This is a genomic window from Methylobacterium endophyticum (assembly GCF_050591105.1).
GTDB lineage: Bacteria > Pseudomonadota > Alphaproteobacteria > Rhizobiales > Beijerinckiaceae > Methylobacterium.
This window is the reverse complement of the sequence record NZ_JBNHES010000012.1, coordinates 14,918-32,983: the sequence shown is the minus strand read 5'-3', so window position 1 is coordinate 32,983 and position 18,066 is coordinate 14,918. Positions and strand designations below refer to the sequence as shown.

Here is an 18,066-nt window from a genome sequence, read left to right as displayed (position 1 = left end):
ATCCTCCATGTCCTTCCTGTCCTTCCCGTCGTTCCGATCCGACGCCATCGTCGCCGCCCTCAACCGCTCGCAGGGCTGCATCGAATTCGACATGGACGGACGCATCCTCGCGGCCAACCAGCTCTTCCTCGACGCGATCGGCTACACGCTCGACGAGATCCGCGGCCAGCATCACAGCATGCTCGTGCCGAAGGACGAGCGGGAAGGCGATGGATACCGCGCCTTCTGGGACGCCCTGCGGCGCGGCGAGTTCCAGGCACGGGAGTTCCAGCGGGTCGGCAAGGGCGGCCGTACGATCTGGATCCAGGGCTCCTACAACCCGGTTCTCGACCGGAGCGGCCGGCCGGTGAAGGTGGTGAAGTTCGCCACCGACATCACCGCGCGCAAGATGCGCGACGCGCTCTACGAAGGGCAGGTCGCCGCCCTCGACCGTTCGCAGGCGGTGATCCACTTCACCCTCGACGGCATCATCACGAATGCCAACGAGAACTTCCTCAAGACCGTGGGCTACCGCCTCGACGAGGTGAAGGGGCGCCACCATTCGATCTTCATGCCCGCCGCCGAGCGCGACACGCCGGCCTATCGCGCGTTCTGGGCGGCGCTCGCCGGCGGCGAGTATCAGGCCGGCGAGTTCCGGCGCGTCGCCAAGAACGGCGGCGACGTCTGGATCTTCGGCGCCTACAATCCTGTCCTGGGCCCCGACGGCAAGCCGATGTCGGTGGTCAAGTTCGCCAACGACGTGACCGCCCAGGTCAAGGACCGGCTGCGCCGGGTGGACGGCCAGCGCACCATCGACGCTGACATCCAGGCGATCACCCACGCCATGTCGGACGTGACCCGTCAGGCGCATGTCACCACCGAGACGGCGGCGCGCACCTCCGACAACGTCCAGGCGGTCGCCGCCGGCGCGGAGGAGTTCGCCGCCTCCATCGAGGAACTCAGCCGGCATGCGGTCCAGGCGCAGAGCGCCTCCGACGAGGCCGTGCGCAAGGCCGAGGAGGCCGGCGCCATCGTGTCGAGCCTGACCACGGCCGCCGACAAGATCGGCGAGGCGGTGACGCTCATCCGCTCCATCGCCGACCAGACCAACCTTCTCGCCCTCAACGCCACCATCGAAGCGGCCCGCGCGGGCGAGGCGGGCCGGGGCTTCGCCGTGGTCGCCTCCGAGGTGAAGGCGCTCGCCGCCCAGTCGTCGCGGGCGACGGAGGAGATCGGCACCCAGATCGGTGCCGTCCAGGGCGCCACGGCCGATGCCGTCAGCGCCATCGAGGCCATCGCCAAGACCATCGCGCATCTGAGTCAGATCTCGATCGGCGTGTCCTCGGCCGTGACCGAGCAGGCCGCCGTGACCCGCGACATGTCCGTGAACATGCAGACCGCCGCCGACAGCGTCGGCATGGTCCAGCGCAACATGGAAGGCATCGCCCAGGCCGCCGGCGCGGTGGACGATTCGGTGCAGAAGGTCGCCGTCGCGGCGAGAGCCCTCGGCTGACCGTCCGTTCCCTTCGCGCTCATCCGTCAGAGGGCCGCGTCCGTTGCACGGGCGCGGCCTTTCGCTATGAGCCGTGTCCATGCCCGCCGCCGTCCCGCCGACAGATGCCTTGATCTCTCGGGAGTCAGCCGGTGGCGCCGCTCCGGCGCTCCTGTCCCTGCGTGACCTGTCCTGCCGCTTCGGCGCCGTGCGGGCCCTCGACGGGGTCTGCCTCGACGTGGCGCATGGCGAGATCGTCGGCCTGCTCGGCGATTCCGGCTGCGGCAAGAGCACGCTGCTGAGGGTCGTCGCCGGGCTGGAGACGGCCACGGCCGGCGAGGTCGTCCTCGACGGGCGCCTCCTCGGGCCGCAGGTGCCGCCGGAGGCGCGCGGCGTCGGGCTGATGTTCCAGGACTACGCGCTGTTCCCGCATCTGACGGTGGCGCAGAACGTCCGCTTCGGCCTCTCGGGCCGCGACCGCGCGCGGGCCGATGCCGTGGTCGCCGAGCGGCTGGCCCAGGTCGGGCTCTCGCACCGGGCCGGGACCTATCCCGAGACCCTGTCGGGAGGCGAGGCGCAGCGGACGGCGCTCGCCCGCGCCCTGGCGCCGAGACCGCTGGTGCTGCTCCTCGACGAGCCCTTCTCCAATCTCGACCGCCGCATGCGGGAGCGCGTCCGCGCCGACACCCTGGCCGTGCTGCGCGCCGCGGGGGCGACGGCGCTCCTCGTCACCCACGATCCCGACGAGGCGCTCGACGTCTGCGACCGCATCGCCCTGATGCGGGCCGGGCGCATCGAGCAGGCGGGCAGGGGAGAGGAACTCTACCGGCGCCCCGTCTCTCTCTTCGCCGCGCGGTTCCTGGGCGATCTCGCCGAGGCGGAAGGCCGCTGCGCCGCCGGGTTTGCCGAGACGCCGCTCGGCCGCTTTCCCGCGCCGGGCTTCCCCGAGGGTGCGCGGGTGACGGTCGGCCTGCGGCCCGAGGCGATCCGGCTCGGGACGCCGGGGGAGGGAATCGGCGGGAGCGTCCTGCGCCGTCGTTTTCGGGGCGCCTCGGACAGCCTCGACATCGCCGTCGAGGGGCTGGCCGAGCCCCTTCGTCTGACTGCCCGCTGCGACGAAGGTCCGCTGCCCGGCGCTCGGGTCGAATTGGTCTGCGACGCCGGAGGGGCGTTGATCTTCGCCTCCGCAGCGGATTAAACCGCCCTCCCGAACGTTGTGGCAGATCAGTTTTTATCTATTATAAATCAATAACTTGGCGCTTGCTTTTTGGCCCCGTGTCGGCCTTCTGCTGCCCCTCGTTCTGGGAGGGTTCGGCGATGGTGTGGCGGGGTTGGTCGGCGGCGGCGTGCGGGCTCGCGCTTTGTGCTTCGGGCGCGGTCGCGGCGGAAGTGAACCTCTACACCACCCGCGAGCCCGGCCTGATCCGGCCCCTGCTCGACGCCTACACGGCGAAGTCGGGCGTCACCGTCAACACGGTCTTCGTGGAGAAGGGGCTCGCCGAGCGCGTCGCCGCCGAGGGCGAACGGGCCAAGGCCGACGTGCTGATGACCGTCGATATCGGCAACCTCGTCGACATCGTGGACCGGGGGCTCGCACAGCCCGTGCGCTCGGCAACCCTTGACGCGGCGGTGCCCGCGGCGCTGCGCGACGCGGAGGGCCGCTGGTTCGCGCTCTCGACGCGCGCCCGCGTCGCCTATGCCGACGCCAAGGACCAAGCGACCCTCGCGGCGCTGCGCTACGAGGACCTCGCCGATCCGAAATGGAAGGGCCAGCTCTGCCTGCGCTCGGGCCAGCACCCCTACAACACGGCGCTGATCTCGCATTTCCTGGTCAAGCACGGGCCCGAGAAGACCGAGGCGTGGCTGCGCGGCGTGAAGGCCAACCTCGCCCGCAAGCCGGCTGGCGGCGACCGCGATGTGGCGCGCGACATCCTCGCCGAGACCTGCGAGCTGGGGCTCGGCAACTCCTACTATGTCGGGTTGATGCGCTCGGGTCGCGGCGGCCCCGAGCAGCAGAAATGGGGCGAGGCGATCAAGGTCGTGCTCCCGACCTTCGAGGGCGGCGGCACCCATGTGAACGTCTCGGGCGCTGCGGTGGCCAAGAACGCCCCCAACCGCGACGAAGCGGTGAAGCTCCTCGAATACCTCGTCTCGGACGAGGCGCAGGGCCTCTATGCCAGGACGGATTACGAGTATCCGGTGAAGGCCGGCGCGCCGGTCGATCCGCTGCTCGCCGCCCTCGGGCCGCTCTCCATCGATCCGACCCCGCTCGCCGAGATCGCGCGCAACCGCAAGGCCGCGAGCCTGCTCGTCGACAAGGTCGGGTTCGACAACTGAGCTTGGCGCGGGGCGATCCGTTCGCGGACGGGACCGGGCCTTGACCCTCGCGCGTGTCGCCTGGAGCCTCGGCGCGGTCCTACTCGCCGGGCTGGTGCTGAGCCCCGTCGCCTCCCTGGCGATCTCGGCCCTTCAGGGCTCCGGCGAGCTGTGGCCGCATCTGGCGGAATACGTGCTGCCCGACGCCCTGGCGCAGACGGCGGGGCTGCTCCTCGGCGTGGCGCTGATCGCGGGTGTCCTCGGCACCGGCTGCGCCTGGCTGGTGGCGGCCTACGAGTTTCCGGGGCGGCGCCTGTTCGAGGTGGCGCTGCTGCTGCCGCTCGCCGTGCCGACCTACATCGTGGCCTTCGCCTATCTCGACCTGCTGCATCCCCTGGGGCCCGTCCAGACGGCGCTGCGCGGCCTCCTCGGCCTGAGCCGTCCGCGCGACCTGCCGCTGCCGGATATCCGCTCGCTGCCGGGCTGCGTGCTGCTGCTCGGGCTGGTGCTCTACCCCTATGTCTATCTCCCGGTCCGCGCGCTGTTTCGCATGCAGGCGGCGACGCTGCTGGAGGCGGCGCGCATGCTCGGCGCGTCGCCGGCGCGCGTCTTCCGGCGCGCGGCGCTGCCGCTCGCCCGGCCCGCCGTCGCGCTGGGCCTGAGTCTCGCCCTGATGGAGACCCTGAACGACGTCGGCGCGGCGGAGTTCCTGGGCGTGCGCACGCTCACCGTGCAGGTCTACGCCACCTGGGTGAACCGCTCCGATCTCGCGGGCGCCGCCCAGATCGCCCTGGCGAGCCTCGTCGTCGTGCTGGCCCTGATCGCGCTGGAGCGGTGGAGCCGGGGCCGGCGCGGATATTCCGGCTCGGCCCAGCGCCAGAGGCCGCTTCCGCGAACGCGCCTCGACCGGCGGCGCGGGTTCGCGGCGGCGGCGGCCGTATCGATGCCGGTGCTGCTGGGCTTCGTCCTGCCCGCCGCCTATCTCGGACATTCCGCCTGGACGCGCATCGCCCGCGCCGGGCTGCCGCCCACCCTCGGCGCCGAGGTCGCCGGCACCGTCCTCTATGCCGGAGCCGCGACCCTGGCGGCCGGCGTCCTCGGCTTCCTCGTGGCGGCGAGCCCCCGGCTCGTCGGCCGACGCGCGGGGACGGCTCTCCTGCGCCTCTCCGGCCTCGGCTACGCACTGCCCGGCGCGGTGCTCGCCATCGGGCTCCTGGCGCCCCTCGCCTTCGCCGACAGTCGCCTCTCCGCGATGCTGGAGGCTACGGTCGGAGCCGCGCCGGCCCTCGTCGGTCTCGGGACGGGCGGCGCGCTGGTCACGGCCTATGTGGTGCGCTTCCTCGGCGTCTCGTCCGGCGCCTGCGAGGCGGGTCTCGCCCGGATCCCGGCGAGCCTGCCCGACGCGGCGCGGATGCTCGGACGCGGGCCCCTCGGCGGGCTGATGCGCGTGCAACTGCCGCAGGCGTGGCCGGCGGTGCTGAGCGGCGCGATCCTGGTCTTCGTCGACTGCGCCAAGGAGCTGCCGGCCACCCTGCTGCTGCGCCCCCTCAACGTCGAGACACTGGCGACGCATCTCTACGGGGAGGCGGCGCGCGGCACCTACGAGGACGGCGCGGCGGCCGCGCTCCTCATCGTGCTCATCGGATTGCTGCCCGTGGCGCTGCTGATGCGTTTCGGCGAGGGAAATCCGTCGCGCGCACGGCTCCCCTCTGCGTGAAATTGGTCTAAACAGCCCCTCGACGCTGCCGCATCGCAGCGACGATCGAGAAGGCCCAACAGGCGATGACCGGCTTCGACACGCAGCCTCTCAAGAGGCCCGCTTCCCAGCTCGTGACCGTGTTCGGCGGCTCCGGTTTCCTCGGCCGGCATGTGGTGCGCTCCCTGGCGCGGCGCGGCTACCAGATCCGCGTGGCCTGCCGCCGGCCCGATCTCGCGCTGTTCCTCCAGCCGCTCGGCAAGGTCGGCCAGATCGTCGCCGTGCAGGCGAACCTGCGCTACCCGGCCTCCGTGACCCACGCCGTCGAGGGCGCGGACGTGGTGGTCAACCTCGTCGGCATCCTCCAGCAGACGGGGGCGCAGAGCTTCTCGCGGCTCCAGGCGGACGGCGCCGGGCTGATCGCGAAGGCCGCGGCGGAGGCCGGCGCCCGGATGGTGCAGCTTTCGGCCATCGGCGCGGACGCGTCCTCGCCCTCCGCCTATGCCCGCACCAAGGCGCAGGGCGAGGCGAACGTGCTCGCCGCCCTGCCCGACGCCGTGATCGTGCGGCCCTCCCTCGTCTTCGGCCCTGGCGACAGTTTCTTCAACCGCTTCGCGAGCCTCGCCCGCGCCCTGCCGGTGCTGCCGCTGGCCGGTGCCGAGAGCCGCTTCCAGCCCGTCTTCGTCGGCGACGTGGCCGAGGCGGTGGCGCTCGCCGTGGACGGCAAGGTCAAGGGCGGCACCGTGTACGAGCTCGGCGGCCCCGAGGTCGGCACGCTCGAGCATTTCGTCCGCTACGTGCTGGAGACGACCTTCCGCAGCCGTCCGGTGGTGTCGCTGCCGCCGGCGGCGGCGCGGCTCCAGGCGCGCATCATGGAGATTGCCGACACGCTGACCCTCGGCCTGCTCCCGGCCGAGCTGAAGCTCACCCGCGATCAGGTGGTCCTGCTCCAGTCCGACAACGTCGTCTCGGAGGCTGCAAAGGCGGAAGGCCGCACCCTCGAAGGGCTCGGCATCGTGCCGACGGCGGCGGAAGCCGTGGTGCCGGGCTACCTCTGGCGCTTCCGCAAGGCCGGCCAGTTCTCCACCGGGCGCGGCACCGAGGCGGAGGAGGCGGTTCCGGCCTCCATCGCGCCCGAGCCCGCTCCCGCGTCCGATGCGCCGCGCTGGAGCGGTCCCGCCATCGGCCCCGACACCGCGAGCCCGAGCCGCATGGGCGCCCGCTGGGGCACCCGCGCTTAAGGAAACCTCAGGGAAGCCGCTCCACCCGTGGCCGCGCGTCGGCCACGGGCAGGCGCCGGGCGATGCCCTTGTGGACATGCACCATCAGGGCGATGCCGAAGAGCGGCGTCAGCAGGTTCACCACGGGCACGACCATCATCCCCGCGAGCAGGCAGCCGGCGACGAGGGTCGTCGGCGCATTGGCCCGGCGCAGGTCGCCGACCTCGGACAGGGGGCGGAAACGGGCGGCCGCCATCTCGAAATATTCGCGGCTGAGCAGGTAGGCGTTCGCCCCGAAGAAGGCCACCAGACCCACCACCGGCACGAAGAACACCAGCAGCGCCGCGAGGTTCACCAGCAGCGCCAGCCCGGCGAAGCGGACCGCGTAGATCAGGCTGGTGCCGAGCGGCATGGCGCGGCCGGGCGGATCCTCGGGGAAGTCCGTGCGCTCGACGATCTCCGCGGCGTCGTCGAGGAAGAAGCCCGCCACCAGGATCGAGACCGCCGGCATCACGTAGGCCAGCGCCACGAACAGGCCGGCGCCCGCGAGGAAGAAGGCCAGCGTGTCGAGGATCGGGTAGTCCGCCGAAATGTGATGGCTCGACTGCACGACCTGGATCAGGCGCGTCAGCCCGAACCAGATCGCCACCAGCAGCCCGATGGTCAGCGCCAGCGACTTCCACAGGATCGCGCGCAGCGCCGGCGAGAAAACCTGCCGCAGGGCCGCGAAGGCCGCCTGGATGAGCATGGATGCCGGTCTCCCTATCGCCGGGGTTGTGGTGCGCCTGCGCCCCGCCCGCAAGACCGGGACGGCGGAACGCGCGTCACCTTTCGGCCTCCGGGGCGTTGTCCCGGCCCATGCTTCGCCACAGCCGGAAGGTCCGCGATGCGCCGCCTCGTCCCGCTCGTCCTCGCCTGTCTGCTCTGCGCGGTCGCCCTGCCGGGGTTCGCCCGCGCGCAGAGCCGCTGGACGACGGGCCAAACGGCGCCGGACCCGCGCTCCGAGGTCGCCGTGGCCCAGGTCGGCGACCGTGCCTACGTCGTCGGCGACTACAACGGCGCGACGGACCTGCTGATCTACGACCTCTCTAGGAACACATGGACACGCGGCGCGCCCTTTCCTTACCCGGTACATCATCCGATGGCGGCGGCTGCGGGCGGTCTGGTCTATGTCTTCGGCGGCTATCGCGACGGCTGGACCGTCGCCGGCAACGTCTACGCCTACGATCCCCGGACCGATTCGTGGACGCCCCGCGCGCCCATGCCGACGCCGCGCGCGGCAGGCGGCGCGGCGCTCGTCGGCGAGCGCATCCATGTCGTCGGCGGCAGCACGTCCGGGCGCGGCAACGATCCGGCGCACGAGGTCTACGATCCGGGCACGAACACCTGGACCGAGGCCCCGCCGCTGCCGACGCCGCGCGATCACATCGCGGTCCAGGCGGTCGCGGGCCGTCTCGTGGTGGCGGGCGGGCGCGTCGACGGCGATCCCGGCCGGAACCTCGCCGTGACCGAGGTCTACGATCCGGTAACGAACGCCTGGAGCAAGGCCGCCGACCTGCCCACCGCGCGCAGCGGCAGCGCCTCGGCGGTTCTCGGCGGCACGATGCTGGTGATGGGCGGCGAATCGAAGACGCGCACCTTCCCGCAGGTCGAGGCGTTCGACGTTGCGGCGGGGACATGGCGCGGCCTGCCGGAACTGCCCACCCCACGGCACGGTTTCGGGGCGGCGGTGTTCGACGGGAGGGTCTATACCCTCGTCGGCAGCCCGAGGCCCGGCGGCGACAGGTCCGGCATCGTCGAGATCCTGGCGCCCTGAGGCCACCGTCGCGCGACGCATCTTCCCAGAAGGCCCCATGACCGACAAGCCGCCGGCCCATGCCCGCTTCCGGCCGTCCTCGATCCCGCGCCTCGCGCCGCCGCCCGCGAATCCCGACATCGTGGTGATCGGGGCGGGCGCGGCCGGGATCGGCGCCGCCCGCCGCCTGCTCGAGCGGGGGCTCAGCGTCGCCGTCCTCGAGGCGCGCGACCGCGTCGGCGGCCGGGCTGTGACGGTGAGGCTGCGCGGGCATGCCGTCGATCTCGGCGCGCACTGGCTCCATGCCGGATCGATCAATCCGCTGGTGCGGCTCGGCCGGGCGCGGGGCGAGCCCCTGCGTCGGGCGCCTCAGGACAGTCATGTCCGGGTCGGCCGCCGGCCGGGGCGCCCGGAGGAGATGCGAGCCTCGGCGCGCGCCTTCGATCTCGCCGACCGGGCGATGACCCTCGCCGCCCGCGATGGCGGCCCGGATCGACCCGCCGCCGACGCGCTGCCGCCGGGCCTTGGCCCGTGGCGGGCGCGGGTGGCGCTGGTGCACGGCCTCGTCTCGGGGCGGCCGCTCGGCGAGGTGTCGCTGCACGATTTCCCGAGCCTGGAATACGGCGACAACCTCTTCATCGCGGGCGGCTACGGCGCCTATCTCGCCCGGCTCGCGCATGGCCTGCCGGTGGCGCTCTCGACCCCCGTCGCCGGGGTCGCCCGAACGGGGGAGGGCGTGCGCGTGGAGACGGCGGCCGGCGCGGCGGTGAGCGCCCGCGCCGTCATCGTCACCGCTCCGGTGATGGTCCTGCGGGAGGCCATCCGCTTCGATCCTCCGCTCCCGGCCTCAATCCGCGCGGCCATCGACGGGTTTTCGAACGGCATCTACGAGCATGCCGTCCTGCATTGGCCGTCGAGCCCCTTTCGCGGCGCGGACAGGCTGGCGAGCCTCGTCGGAGGGCGCCATGCGCCGCCGGGGCTGCTGACGCGGATCGACGGGACGCCGTTCCACTATGTCGAGTTGGACGCTCCCTCCATCGCCGCGACCGGGGGCGACGAAGACGCGGTGCGCCGGTTGGTGCGCCGCGTTCTGGCGGAGCATGTCGGAAGCCGGGGCTTGCGCGACCTCTCGATTCCGCTCGTCAGCCAGTGGCGGCGCGATCCCTGGTCGTTGGGATCCTGGGCCGTGGTGCCGCCCGGCCATGCCCCGGCGCGGGCGGCGCTGAGGGAGCCCGTCGGGGAACGCATCTGGTTTGCCGGCGAGGCGCTCTCGCACCGTCAGTGGGGAACGGTCGGCGGCGCCTACGAGGAGGGCGCCCGCGCCGCCGACGCGGCGGCCGATCGCGTCCTTAACCGCACACCCTAGCGGAATCCGGCCGCGCGCGCCGTCCGGACGCCTTGCCTGCGCCGCTTCGATCGCGCAACCGGGTGGCCTCCGCAGGGGGTCTCATGAGCTGGCTCGAAGGCATCAACTGGGTCGAGGCGATCGGCTATCTCGGGACGGCGCTGACCATCACCTCGTCGGCCATGAGCACGATGATCCCGCTGCGCATCGTGGCCCTGGTTTCGAGCGTGGTGGTCATCACCTACGGCGCCTGCATCGGCAGCATCCCGGTGATGCTCACCGAGGCGATCCAGATCCCGTTCAACGCGGTGCGGCTCTGGCAGATGCTGCGGCTCGTGCGCGAGACGGAGAAGGCGGCGAGCGGCGACCTCTCCCTCGACTGGCTCAAGCCCTTCGGCACGATGACGCGATTCGTGTCGGGCCAGACCATCTTCATCAAGGGCGAGCCGGCGTCGGACATGTACTACGTCCAGAGCGGGCGTTTCCGCATCCTGGAGCCGGGTATCGAGATCGGCGCCGGCGCCATCGTCGGGGAGCTGGGGCTGCTCTCTCCGGGCAACGTGCGCACCGGCTCGCTGGTCTGCGTCGAGCCGGGAACGGCGCTGCGCATCCCATATTCGGACGTGAAGCAGCTCTACTACCAGAACCCGGAATTCGGCTTCTATTTCCTCAAGCTCACCAGCGAGCGGCTGTTCCAGAGCGCCGGCCACGCGCCGAAGCCGCAGGGCGGGCTCCAGGCGCAGCCGGACGCGATCTGAGCCTCAATCCGCCTGCCGCATGAAGCTGTCGGGCGTGCCGGTGCCGTCCGTGACGAAGCGGATGTCGCGCGGCTCGCGGCGCGGCGTGTCGATGGAGAGGAAGACCAGCGGCTCCTCCAGGATCTCCGGCACGGAGTGGACCACGTCGCGCTTGAACACGACGAGCTTGCCCGGCCCGACCTCGACGGCGGGCTCGTCGGCGAACTTCATCCGGCAGCGGCCGGAGAGCACGTAGAGATACTCGTCGCAGGAGGAATGCGTGTGCGGGGGCGTCGGGGCATAGACCCGGAACACCCGCGCGCTCGCCGCCGCGTCCTCGGTGAAGCGGTGATCCGCCACCATGGTCGCCGCCGTTTCCGGCAGCCGGGCCACCGCCTCGGCGACGTCGAAGACGGCGTGCGCGACGGTCTCGGGTTTCGCGCTCATCGCGTGCCTCAGAGCATGCTCGGCAGGATGCGATCCGGCGGACGGTGCCCATCCATGAAGGTCTTGATGTTGATGATGACCTTCTCGCCCATGTCGCCGCGGCTCTCGTGCGTAGCCGAGCCCATATGCGGCAGCAGCACGATCTTGCCCGAGCGGGCGAGCTTGACGAGGCGCGGGCTCACCGCCGGCTCCTGCTCGAACACGTCGAGCCCGGCGGCCGAGATCTCGCCCGACTCGATCAGGCGGGCCAGCGCGTTCTCGTCGATGACCTCGCCGCGCGCGGTGTTCACGACGATGGCCTCGGGCTTCAGGAGCTTGAGGCGGCGGGCCGAGAGCAGGTGGTAGGTGGCGGGGGTGTGCGGGCAGTTCACCGACACGATGTCGACGCGCGCCAGCATCTGGTCGAGGCTCTCCCAGTAGGTCGCGTCGAGCCCCGTCTCGATGGGCACCGGAACCCGGCGCCGGTTGTGGTAGTGGATCTGGAGGCCGAACGCCTTGGCGCGGCGGGCCAGCGCCTGGCCGATGCGGCCCATGCCGACGATGCCGAGGCGCTTGCCGGTGATTCGGCGGCCCAGCATCCAGGTCGGCGACCAGCCGGTCTCCCAGGTGTCCTCGGGGATGATGCGGGCGCCCTCGGCGACGCGCCGGGCGACGGCGAGGATCAGCGCCATGGTCATGTCGGCGGTGTCCTCGGTGAGGACGCCTGGCGTGTTCGTGACCGTGATGCCGCGCTCCAGCGCGACACCGACGTCGATATGGTCGACGCCGTTGCCGAAATTGGCGATCAGGCGCAGATTCGGGCCGGCTTGGGCGAGCAGCCCGGAATCGATCTTGTCCGTCACCGTCGGCACGAGCACGTCCGCCTCCCGCATGGCGGCGGCGAGCGCCTCCTGCGACAGGGGCTTGTCGTCCGGGTTGAGACGGGTGTCGAACAGCTCGCGCATGCGCGCCTCGACGGCCTCCGGCAGGCGCCGCGTGACAACCACGAGGGGCTTGCGCTTCAACGACATGTCATTCTCTCCCACAGCCCGCGCACGGTATCCGCGCGGCGACCGGGCTTTCAGGCTCCGTTAACCACTCTCGGCCAGACAGGACCGGAACGGCGCCGTCGCGGGTCCGACTAAGCACCGCCCGGCCTCTCTAGCAGAGCGAGGGTGGAACACAATGCGGACGCGGCGCGGGTCGAAACCCGGCCGCCCGGATCGCCACCCGCGCGGCCGGCCTCGCCGCATCGGCGCGGCGCGATGAGACAGGAGGCGGACGATGCGCGCTCTCACCCTTGCTTCCGCCGCGATGCTCGCGGCCCTCTCCTCCGGCACGCTGGCGGCCGGCCCTCCCGAGACGGCGGTCGGGCCGGCGACGAAGCTGCCGCTGCCGCGCTATGCCAGCCTCAAGACCGACCGCGTGAACCTGCGCGAGGGGCCCTCGAAGGACCACCGCACGCTCTGGGTTTTTCAGCGGGCCGGGCTGCCCGTCGAGATCGTCGCCGAGTTCGAGACCTGGCGGCGCATCCGCGATTCCGAGGGCACGGAAGGCTGGGTCCTGCATTCGCTGCTGTCGGGACGCCGCACCGCCGTCGTTACTGCCGTGAAGGGCGCCAACGCCCCGGCGGACATTCCGCTGCGCGCCAAGGCCGACGAGAGCGCCGCCGACGAGGCGCGCCTCCAGGCCGGCGTCATCGGCAGCGTCAAGAGCTGTACGGGAAGCTGGTGCCGCCTGATCGTGGCGCTGCCGGGCAAGCGCGGCGACGTCGACGGCTATATCCGCCAGGATCGCCTGTGGGGCGTCTACCCGAACGAGAAAGTCGACTGACACGAAAAAGGCCCGGCGAACCGGGCCTTTTTCGTGATTCTCTTCCATGGGCCGAGGTCCGGCTCCGGCGTTCAGCTCTGGCGGACGGAGCCCGGACGGCGGCGCAGCCGCACGATCACCTCGACGCCGGCGATCTCCATGCCCTCGGGCGCGTCGGGCAGCGAGTCGACGGTAATTCCACAATCGGGCATGTCCATCACCTGTCCCTCGTCCTCGAGGAAGAAGTGGTGATGCTCGCTCGGGTTGGTGTCGAAATACGCCTTCGACCCGTCGAGGGCGAGCTGGCGCAGCAGCCCCGCTTCCGTGAACTGGTGGAGGGTGTTGTAGACGGTGGCGAGCGACACCGGCACCTTGGCGCGCACGGCTTCGTCGTAGAGCATTTCCGCCGTCAGGTGACGGTCCCCCCGGCCGAACAGCAGCCAGCCGAGCGAGAGGCGCTGGCGCGTGGGGCGCAGGCCCGAGCGGCGCAGCCGGTCCCGCAGATCGGACAGCGGGCAGCCGCGACGGTTGGCGGCCGACAGGGCGTCGCCGGCAATCGAGGGGGCCCGCGCGTTCAGCAGGGCCTTCAGGGGCACCAGATCGGACATCGGTGAGATTACGCTCGCGCAAACAACTTGATCACCGGACACTATAAGGAAGGGTGCGGCGTCCCGCAACCGAAGCGGTATGCGCGCTCAGGCGCCCTCCGATGCCGCCAGCGCGGCCAGCAGCGCGACAGGGAGCAGCAGGCACCAGAACGACAGCACCGCCACCCCGAAGGCGCCGGCCACGGCCCCGGCCGCGAAGGCCGCGATCGCCGGCATCATCCGCCCGAGCCGGCCGCGGGCCGGGGAGCCCTCGGGCAGGGCGCCGCGCAGGAGATCGACGGTATCGATGACGGCCTGGGTAACGTTGCCGGTCATCACCGTCGTCTGGGCGAGATGCGAGAGGGACAGCCGCGCCACCGCGTTCTGGACCCCCATGGCGAGGACGCCGAGCATCCCCGTCAGGATCGCGGCAAGCCCGTCGGCGGACGCGAAGGGCGATCCCGCCACGCCGGCGGCGCAGAACGCCGCGAGCATCACGGCCTCCAGCGTAAGCAGCCAGCGCAAGGGGGCGATTCCCCGCCGTTCGAGGGCCAGCGCGATCAGCCGGGCCGCCGCCACCGCGGCGATGAAGGCCGGCAGGGCGAGCAGCTTGGCGAGCACGCCTTCCGTCGAGGACGCCACCAGCTCCGCGCCGATCAGCACGAAGTTGCCGGTGACATGCGCCGTGAACAGGCCGAACAGGGCGATGAAGGTGGCGGTGTCCACGAATCCGGCGGCGAAGCTCAGCCCGGTGCTCACGCGGAGATCCGCCTTGCTCGACCGAGGGGCGGGCGATGCAGTCATGTCGGCGCGCGTATCCCGGAAGCCGTGTGTGCCGGGCTGCTAGCATATCCGCTCTGGCCCGCAAGCGGCGGCGGTCGAAGGGAGCGCCGGAGCGGCGCTTGGAAGGGCTTCCGGCCCTGTGGTAACGAAGCGCCTGCATCCGTCCGGGCGCCCCGCGCCGGAACCCGAGCCTCGAGGACCGATCCGCGTTCATGTCGCCAGATCAAGACCAGACCGCCGAACAGGCCGCCCCGCGCGCGTCGAGCTACTCCTACGAGGATCTCCTCGCCTGCGGCCGGGGAGATCTGTTCGGCGCGGGCAACGCGCAGCTCCCGCTGCCGCCGATGCTGATGTTCGACCGCATCACCTCCATCGGCCGCGAGGGCGGCGCCCACGGCAAGGGGCATGTGCGGGCCGAGTTCGACATCCGGCCGGACCTCTGGTTCTTCGGCTGCCACTTCAAGGGCGATCCGGTGATGCCCGGCTGCCTCGGCCTCGACGCGCTCTGGCAGCTCGTCGGCTTCCATCTCGGCTGGCTCGGCTCGCCGGGCAAGGGCCGCGCGCTCGGCGTCGGCGAGGTGAAGTTCACCGATCAGGTGCTGCCGAGCATCAAGCTCGTGACCTATCACGTCGACCTCAAGCGGGTGCGCCAGGGCAAGCTCGTCCTCGGCATCGCGGACGGCGCCGTGGAGGCGGACGGCAAGCGCATCTACGAGGCGCACGACCTGCGCGTGGCGCTGTTCCAGTCGTAGGCGGCGGTCCTTCCTGAAAAGCTGCCTGTTGAGATTGGGCGGCGTCGGGCTTAGGTGAACCTGCGTGAGGCCGGTGCCGCCCGCGGCTGCGGCCGCGGCCGTCACGGGCCGGGCGGAGAAATCTTTTTCATGCGCCGTGTCGTCATCACCGGGATGGGCATCGTCTCATCCATCGGCAACAACACCCAGGAGGTCCTGGCCTCCCTGCGCGAGGCGAAGTCGGGCATCGCGCGCTCGCCGTCCTACGCCGAGCACGGCTTCCGCAGCCAGGTGGAAGGCCGGCCGAGCCTCGACCCCGAGGGCGTCGTGGACCGCCGCGCCATGCGCTTCCACGGCGGTGGCACCGCCTGGAACCACGTCGCCATGGATCAGGCGATCCAGGACGCGGGGCTCGAGGCCGGGGATGTCTCCAACGATCGCACCGGCATCATCATGGGCTCGGGCGGTCCCTCCACCCGCACCATCGTGGACTCGGCCGCCATCGCCGTCGAGAAGGGCCCGAAGCGCGTCGGCCCCTTCGCCGTGCCGAAGGCGATGTCCTCGACCGCCTCGGCGACGCTCGCGACCTGGTTCAAGATCAAGGGCGTGAACTATTCGATCTCGTCGGCCTGCGCGACCTCGAACCACTGCATCGGCAACGCCGCCGAGATCATCCAGGGCGGCCGGCAGGACATCATCTTCGCCGGCGGCTGCGAGGATCTCGACTGGACGCTCTCGGTCCTGTTCGACGCGATGGGCGCCATGTCCTCGAAGTACAACGAAACGCCCGCGCGGGCGTCCCGCGCCTACGATGCCGCCCGCGACGGTTTCGTCATCGCGGGGGGCGCCGGCGTGGTGGTGCTGGAGGAGCTGGAGCACGCGCGTGCGCGCGGCGCCCGCATCTATGGCGAGGTCGCAGGCTACGGCGCCACCTCGGACGGCTACGATATGGTCGCCCCCTCCGGCGAGGGCGCCATCCGCTGCATGAAGCAGGCGATCTCCGGCCTGAAGGGCGCGCGGATCGACTACATCAACCCGCACGCCACCTCGACGCCGGTGGGCGACGACAAGGAGATCGAGGCGATCCGCGAGGTCTTCGGCCGGGGCGATGCCTGTCCGCCGATCTCGGCGACGAAGTCGCTGACCGGCCACTCGCTCGGCGCCACCGGCGTGCAGGAGGCGATCTACTCGCTGCTGATGATGAACAACGGCTTCATCTGCGAGAGCGCCCATATCGACGAGATCGACCCGGCCTTCGCCGACATGCCGATCCTGCGCGAGCGCCGCGACGACGCGCAGCTCGGGCATGTGCTCTCGAACTCGTTCGGCTTCGGCGGCACCAACGCGACCCTGGTGCTCAAGCACGTCGACGCCTGAGCCCGTTCCCGGCCGGGAGGAACCTTCCAAAAGGAACCTGCCGGGCCGAAGCCGCGTTCTCCCGGAAACATCGGGAGGCGCGCCATGTTGCCGGTCCTTCTCGCGACGGCCGCCACCTTGTCGGTCGTGACCGTGGCGGCCATCCACGCCAAGCAGACGCTGATCGACGACGCTTGCCGGCAGACGGGCGGCTACTTCTAGCGCGCGCTTCGTCGAAGGGCTGCCCATTCGGCATGGCGGCCGAACGCGAGCGCCATGCCTGTCATGAAATCCGCGCCGGACGGACGACCTCCGACGCGGATCATTCAGATCAGCCGCGCTGGCCGATCGGGACGTACTGGCGCTCGGCCGCGCCGATATAGAGCTGGCGAGGACGGCCGATCTTCTGCGACGGGTCCTCGATCATCTCGGCCCACTGCGCGATCCAGCCGACGGTGCGCGCCACCGCGAACAGCACCGTGAACATATCGGTCGGGAAGCCCATTGCCTTGAGGGTGATGCCCGAATAGAAATCGATGTTCGGGTAGAGCTTCTTCTCGACGAAGTAGTCGTCCTTGAGGGCGATCTGCTCGAGCTGCATGGCGACCTCGAGCAGCGGATCGTCCTTGATGCCGAGCTCTCCGAGCACCTCGTGGGTGGTCTTCTGCATGATCCGCGCGCGCGGGTCGTAGTTCTTGTAGACCCGGTGGCCGAAGCCCATCAGGCGGAAGGGGTCGTTCTTGTCCTTCGCCTTGTCGACGTATTTCTTCACGTTCTCCGGCTTGCCGATCTCCATCAGCATCTTGAGCGCCGCCTCGTTGGCGCCGCCATGGGCGGGGCCCCAGAGGCAGGCGATGCCGGCCGCGATGCAGGCGAAGGGGTTGGCGCCCGAGGAGCCGGCCAGCCGCACCGTCGAGGTCGAGGCGTTCTGCTCGTGGTCGGCGTGTAGGATGAAGATCTTGTCCAGCGCACGCGCAAAGATCGGATTGACCTGATAATCCTCGCACGGAACCGCGTAGCACATCCGCAGGAAGTTCGACGTGTAGTCGAGGTCGTTCTTCGGATACACGAAGGGCTGGCCGATGGAGTACTTGTAGGCCATCGCCGCCAGCGTCGGCATCTTGGCGATCATGCGCAAGGACGCGATCATGCGCTGCTTCTCGTCCGAGATGTCGGTCGAGTCGTGATAGAAGGCCGAAAGCGCGCCGACGCAGGCGACCATCACCGCCATCGGGTGCGCGTCGCGGCGGAAGCCCTGGAAGAAGCGGTTCATCTGGTCGTGCACCATGGTGTGGCGCGTGACCCGGTAGTCGAAATCCGCTTTCTGCGAGGGCGTCGGCAGCTCGCCGAACAGCATCAGGTAGCAGGTCTCGAGGAAGTCGCCGTTCTCGGCGAGCTGCTCGATCGGGTAGCCGCGATAGAGCAGCACGCCCTTGTCGCCGTCGATATAGGTGATCTTCGATTCGCAGGAGGCGGTGGAGGTGAAGCCCGGATCGAAGGTGAAGGCGCCGGTCTGAGCGTAGAGCTTGCCGATGTCGACGACGTTCGGGCCGATCGTCCCTTCCTTGACGGGAAGCTCGACCTGCTTGCCGTCCACGGTGATGGTGCTGGCTGCGCTCATGGAGTCGTGGACCCTTTTCTGGCAACGGGACGGCGCCCGCTCCGGGCGGCCCCTTGAGGCGCTGACCCGAAGCTCGGAGCGGAACGGCGGCGCAATGCTGCGGTTGCTCACAGGAGCATCGGGTTAGCGGATCGGCGCACCGCCAGCAACGGGGCTGGTGACATCCGCCG

Annotated in this window: 17 protein-coding genes; 11 read left to right on the top strand and 6 right to left on the bottom strand. The window is 70.8% G+C overall.

The annotated features are described in order from the left end of the window. Window positions 1-7 precede the first annotated feature (7 nt). From ACP56T_RS14105 to ACP56T_RS14085, 5 genes are all read left to right on the top strand, one after another. On the top strand, window positions 8-1,492 hold the full coding sequence (locus tag ACP56T_RS14105; RefSeq protein WP_430912761.1) for a methyl-accepting chemotaxis protein: 1,485 nt from the start codon (window positions 8-10) through the stop codon (window positions 1,490-1,492). Window positions 1,493-1,571: 79 nt separating this feature from the next. Beyond that, window positions 1,572-2,669, top strand: a complete 1,098-nt coding sequence (locus tag ACP56T_RS14100; protein ID WP_430912760.1) for an ABC transporter ATP-binding protein — start codon at window positions 1,572-1,574, stop codon at window positions 2,667-2,669. Between the two features lie 119 nt (window positions 2,670-2,788). Then, complete coding sequence (locus ACP56T_RS14095) at window positions 2,789-3,808, top strand: extracellular solute-binding protein (protein WP_430912759.1); 1,020 nt, start codon at window positions 2,789-2,791, stop codon at window positions 3,806-3,808. A 40-nt stretch (window positions 3,809-3,848) separates the two neighbouring features. After that, window positions 3,849-5,504 (top strand): ABC transporter permease, encoded by a 1,656-nt coding sequence (locus tag ACP56T_RS14090; protein WP_430912758.1) that lies wholly within the window; start codon window positions 3,849-3,851, stop codon window positions 5,502-5,504. Window positions 5,505-5,569: 65 nt separating this feature from the next. After that, window positions 5,570-6,724, top strand: a complete 1,155-nt coding sequence (locus ACP56T_RS14085) for a complex I NDUFA9 subunit family protein (RefSeq protein WP_430912757.1) — start codon at window positions 5,570-5,572, stop codon at window positions 6,722-6,724. 7 nt (window positions 6,725-6,731) lie between these two features. On the opposite strand, the gene ACP56T_RS14080 is transcribed toward ACP56T_RS14085, so the two are convergent. Continuing rightward, window positions 6,732-7,451 carry a sulfate transporter family protein gene (locus tag ACP56T_RS14080; protein ID WP_430912756.1) on the bottom strand — a complete coding sequence of 240 codons (720 nt, stop codon included), beginning with the start codon at window positions 7,449-7,451 and terminating at the stop codon, window positions 6,732-6,734. A 138-nt stretch (window positions 7,452-7,589) separates the two neighbouring features. On the opposite strand from ACP56T_RS14080, the gene ACP56T_RS14075 reads away from it, so the two are divergent. From ACP56T_RS14075 to ACP56T_RS14065, 3 genes are all read left to right on the top strand, one after another. Next, a complete protein-coding gene (locus tag ACP56T_RS14075; RefSeq protein WP_430912755.1) occupies window positions 7,590-8,519 on the top strand; it encodes a Kelch repeat-containing protein in 930 nt (309 codons plus the stop codon). 37 nt (window positions 8,520-8,556) lie between these two features. Then, entirely contained in the window at window positions 8,557-9,864 is a 1,308-nt protein-coding gene (locus tag ACP56T_RS14070) for a flavin monoamine oxidase family protein (RefSeq protein ID WP_430912754.1), read from the top strand. A gap of 83 nt (window positions 9,865-9,947) precedes the next feature. After that, on the top strand, window positions 9,948-10,601 hold the full coding sequence (locus tag ACP56T_RS14065) for a cyclic nucleotide-binding domain-containing protein (protein ID WP_430912753.1): 654 nt from the start codon (window positions 9,948-9,950) through the stop codon (window positions 10,599-10,601). A gap of 3 nt (window positions 10,602-10,604) precedes the next feature. Here the strand turns inward: ACP56T_RS14065 and ACP56T_RS14060 are convergent, their stop codons facing one another. Continuing rightward, entirely contained in the window at window positions 10,605-11,027 is a 423-nt protein-coding gene (locus ACP56T_RS14060) for a cupin domain-containing protein (RefSeq protein WP_430912752.1), read from the bottom strand. An 8-nt stretch (window positions 11,028-11,035) separates the two neighbouring features. Then, on the bottom strand, window positions 11,036-12,037 hold the full coding sequence (locus ACP56T_RS14055; protein WP_430912751.1) for a 2-hydroxyacid dehydrogenase: 1,002 nt from the start codon (window positions 12,035-12,037) through the stop codon (window positions 11,036-11,038). Window positions 12,038-12,290: 253 nt separating this feature from the next. On the opposite strand from ACP56T_RS14055, the gene ACP56T_RS14050 reads away from it, so the two are divergent. Beyond that, on the top strand, window positions 12,291-12,839 hold the full coding sequence (locus ACP56T_RS14050; protein WP_430912750.1) for an SH3 domain-containing protein: 549 nt from the start codon (window positions 12,291-12,293) through the stop codon (window positions 12,837-12,839). A gap of 71 nt (window positions 12,840-12,910) precedes the next feature. On the opposite strand, the gene irr is transcribed toward ACP56T_RS14050, so the two are convergent. Then, window positions 12,911-13,426, bottom strand: a complete 516-nt coding sequence (gene irr / locus ACP56T_RS14045) for a Fur family transcriptional regulator Irr (protein ID WP_430912749.1) — start codon at window positions 13,424-13,426, stop codon at window positions 12,911-12,913. 87 nt (window positions 13,427-13,513) lie between these two features. Further along, window positions 13,514-14,209, bottom strand: coding sequence for a YoaK family protein (locus ACP56T_RS14040; RefSeq protein WP_430912748.1), 696 nt, complete (start codon window positions 14,207-14,209; stop codon window positions 13,514-13,516). 191 nt (window positions 14,210-14,400) lie between these two features. Here ACP56T_RS14040 and fabA point away from each other — a divergent pair, with 191 nt between their 5' ends. Beyond that, complete coding sequence (fabA, locus tag ACP56T_RS14035) at window positions 14,401-14,940, top strand: 3-hydroxyacyl-[acyl-carrier-protein] dehydratase FabA (RefSeq protein WP_430912747.1); 540 nt, start codon at window positions 14,401-14,403, stop codon at window positions 14,938-14,940. Window positions 14,941-15,069: 129 nt separating this feature from the next. Further along, window positions 15,070-16,296, top strand: a complete 1,227-nt coding sequence (gene fabB / locus ACP56T_RS14030) for a beta-ketoacyl-ACP synthase I (RefSeq protein ID WP_430912746.1) — start codon at window positions 15,070-15,072, stop codon at window positions 16,294-16,296. Window positions 16,297-16,606: 310 nt separating this feature from the next. Here fabB and gltA read toward each other — a convergent pair whose 3' ends face one another. Next, complete coding sequence (gene gltA, locus ACP56T_RS14025) at window positions 16,607-17,896, bottom strand: citrate synthase (RefSeq protein ID WP_430912745.1); 1,290 nt, start codon at window positions 17,894-17,896, stop codon at window positions 16,607-16,609. Window positions 17,897-18,066: the final 170 nt, after the last annotated feature.

Bases quoted from the DNA above. Each gene is read 5' to 3' on its own strand.
- gltA (WP_430912745.1), bottom strand. From the start codon at position 17,896: ATGAGCGCAGCCAGCACCATCACCGTGGACGGCAAGCAGGTCGAGCTT.
- ACP56T_RS14065 (WP_430912753.1), top strand. From the start codon at position 9,948: ATGAGCTGGCTCGAAGGCATCAACTGGGTCGAGGCGATCGGCTATCTC.
- irr (WP_430912749.1), bottom strand. From the start codon at position 13,426: ATGTCCGATCTGGTGCCCCTGAAGGCCCTGCTGAACGCGCGGGCCCCC.
- ACP56T_RS14070 (WP_430912754.1), top strand. From the start codon at position 8,557: ATGACCGACAAGCCGCCGGCCCATGCCCGCTTCCGGCCGTCCTCGATC.
- ACP56T_RS14050 (WP_430912750.1), top strand. From the start codon at position 12,291: ATGCGCGCTCTCACCCTTGCTTCCGCCGCGATGCTCGCGGCCCTCTCC.
- ACP56T_RS14040 (WP_430912748.1), bottom strand. From the start codon at position 14,209: ATGACTGCATCGCCCGCCCCTCGGTCGAGCAAGGCGGATCTCCGCGTG.
- ACP56T_RS14085 (WP_430912757.1), top strand. From the start codon at position 5,570: ATGACCGGCTTCGACACGCAGCCTCTCAAGAGGCCCGCTTCCCAGCTC.
- ACP56T_RS14105 (WP_430912761.1), top strand. From the start codon at position 8: ATGTCCTTCCTGTCCTTCCCGTCGTTCCGATCCGACGCCATCGTCGCC.
- ACP56T_RS14060 (WP_430912752.1), bottom strand. From the start codon at position 11,027: ATGAGCGCGAAACCCGAGACCGTCGCGCACGCCGTCTTCGACGTCGCC.
- ACP56T_RS14080 (WP_430912756.1), bottom strand. From the start codon at position 7,451: ATGCTCATCCAGGCGGCCTTCGCGGCCCTGCGGCAGGTTTTCTCGCCG.
- fabA (WP_430912747.1), top strand. From the start codon at position 14,401: ATGTCGCCAGATCAAGACCAGACCGCCGAACAGGCCGCCCCGCGCGCG.
- ACP56T_RS14095 (WP_430912759.1), top strand. From the start codon at position 2,789: ATGGTGTGGCGGGGTTGGTCGGCGGCGGCGTGCGGGCTCGCGCTTTGT.
- fabB (WP_430912746.1), top strand. From the start codon at position 15,070: ATGCGCCGTGTCGTCATCACCGGGATGGGCATCGTCTCATCCATCGGC.
- ACP56T_RS14075 (WP_430912755.1), top strand. From the start codon at position 7,590: ATGCGCCGCCTCGTCCCGCTCGTCCTCGCCTGTCTGCTCTGCGCGGTC.
- ACP56T_RS14100 (WP_430912760.1), top strand. From the start codon at position 1,572: ATGCCCGCCGCCGTCCCGCCGACAGATGCCTTGATCTCTCGGGAGTCA.
- ACP56T_RS14055 (WP_430912751.1), bottom strand. From the start codon at position 12,037: ATGTCGTTGAAGCGCAAGCCCCTCGTGGTTGTCACGCGGCGCCTGCCG.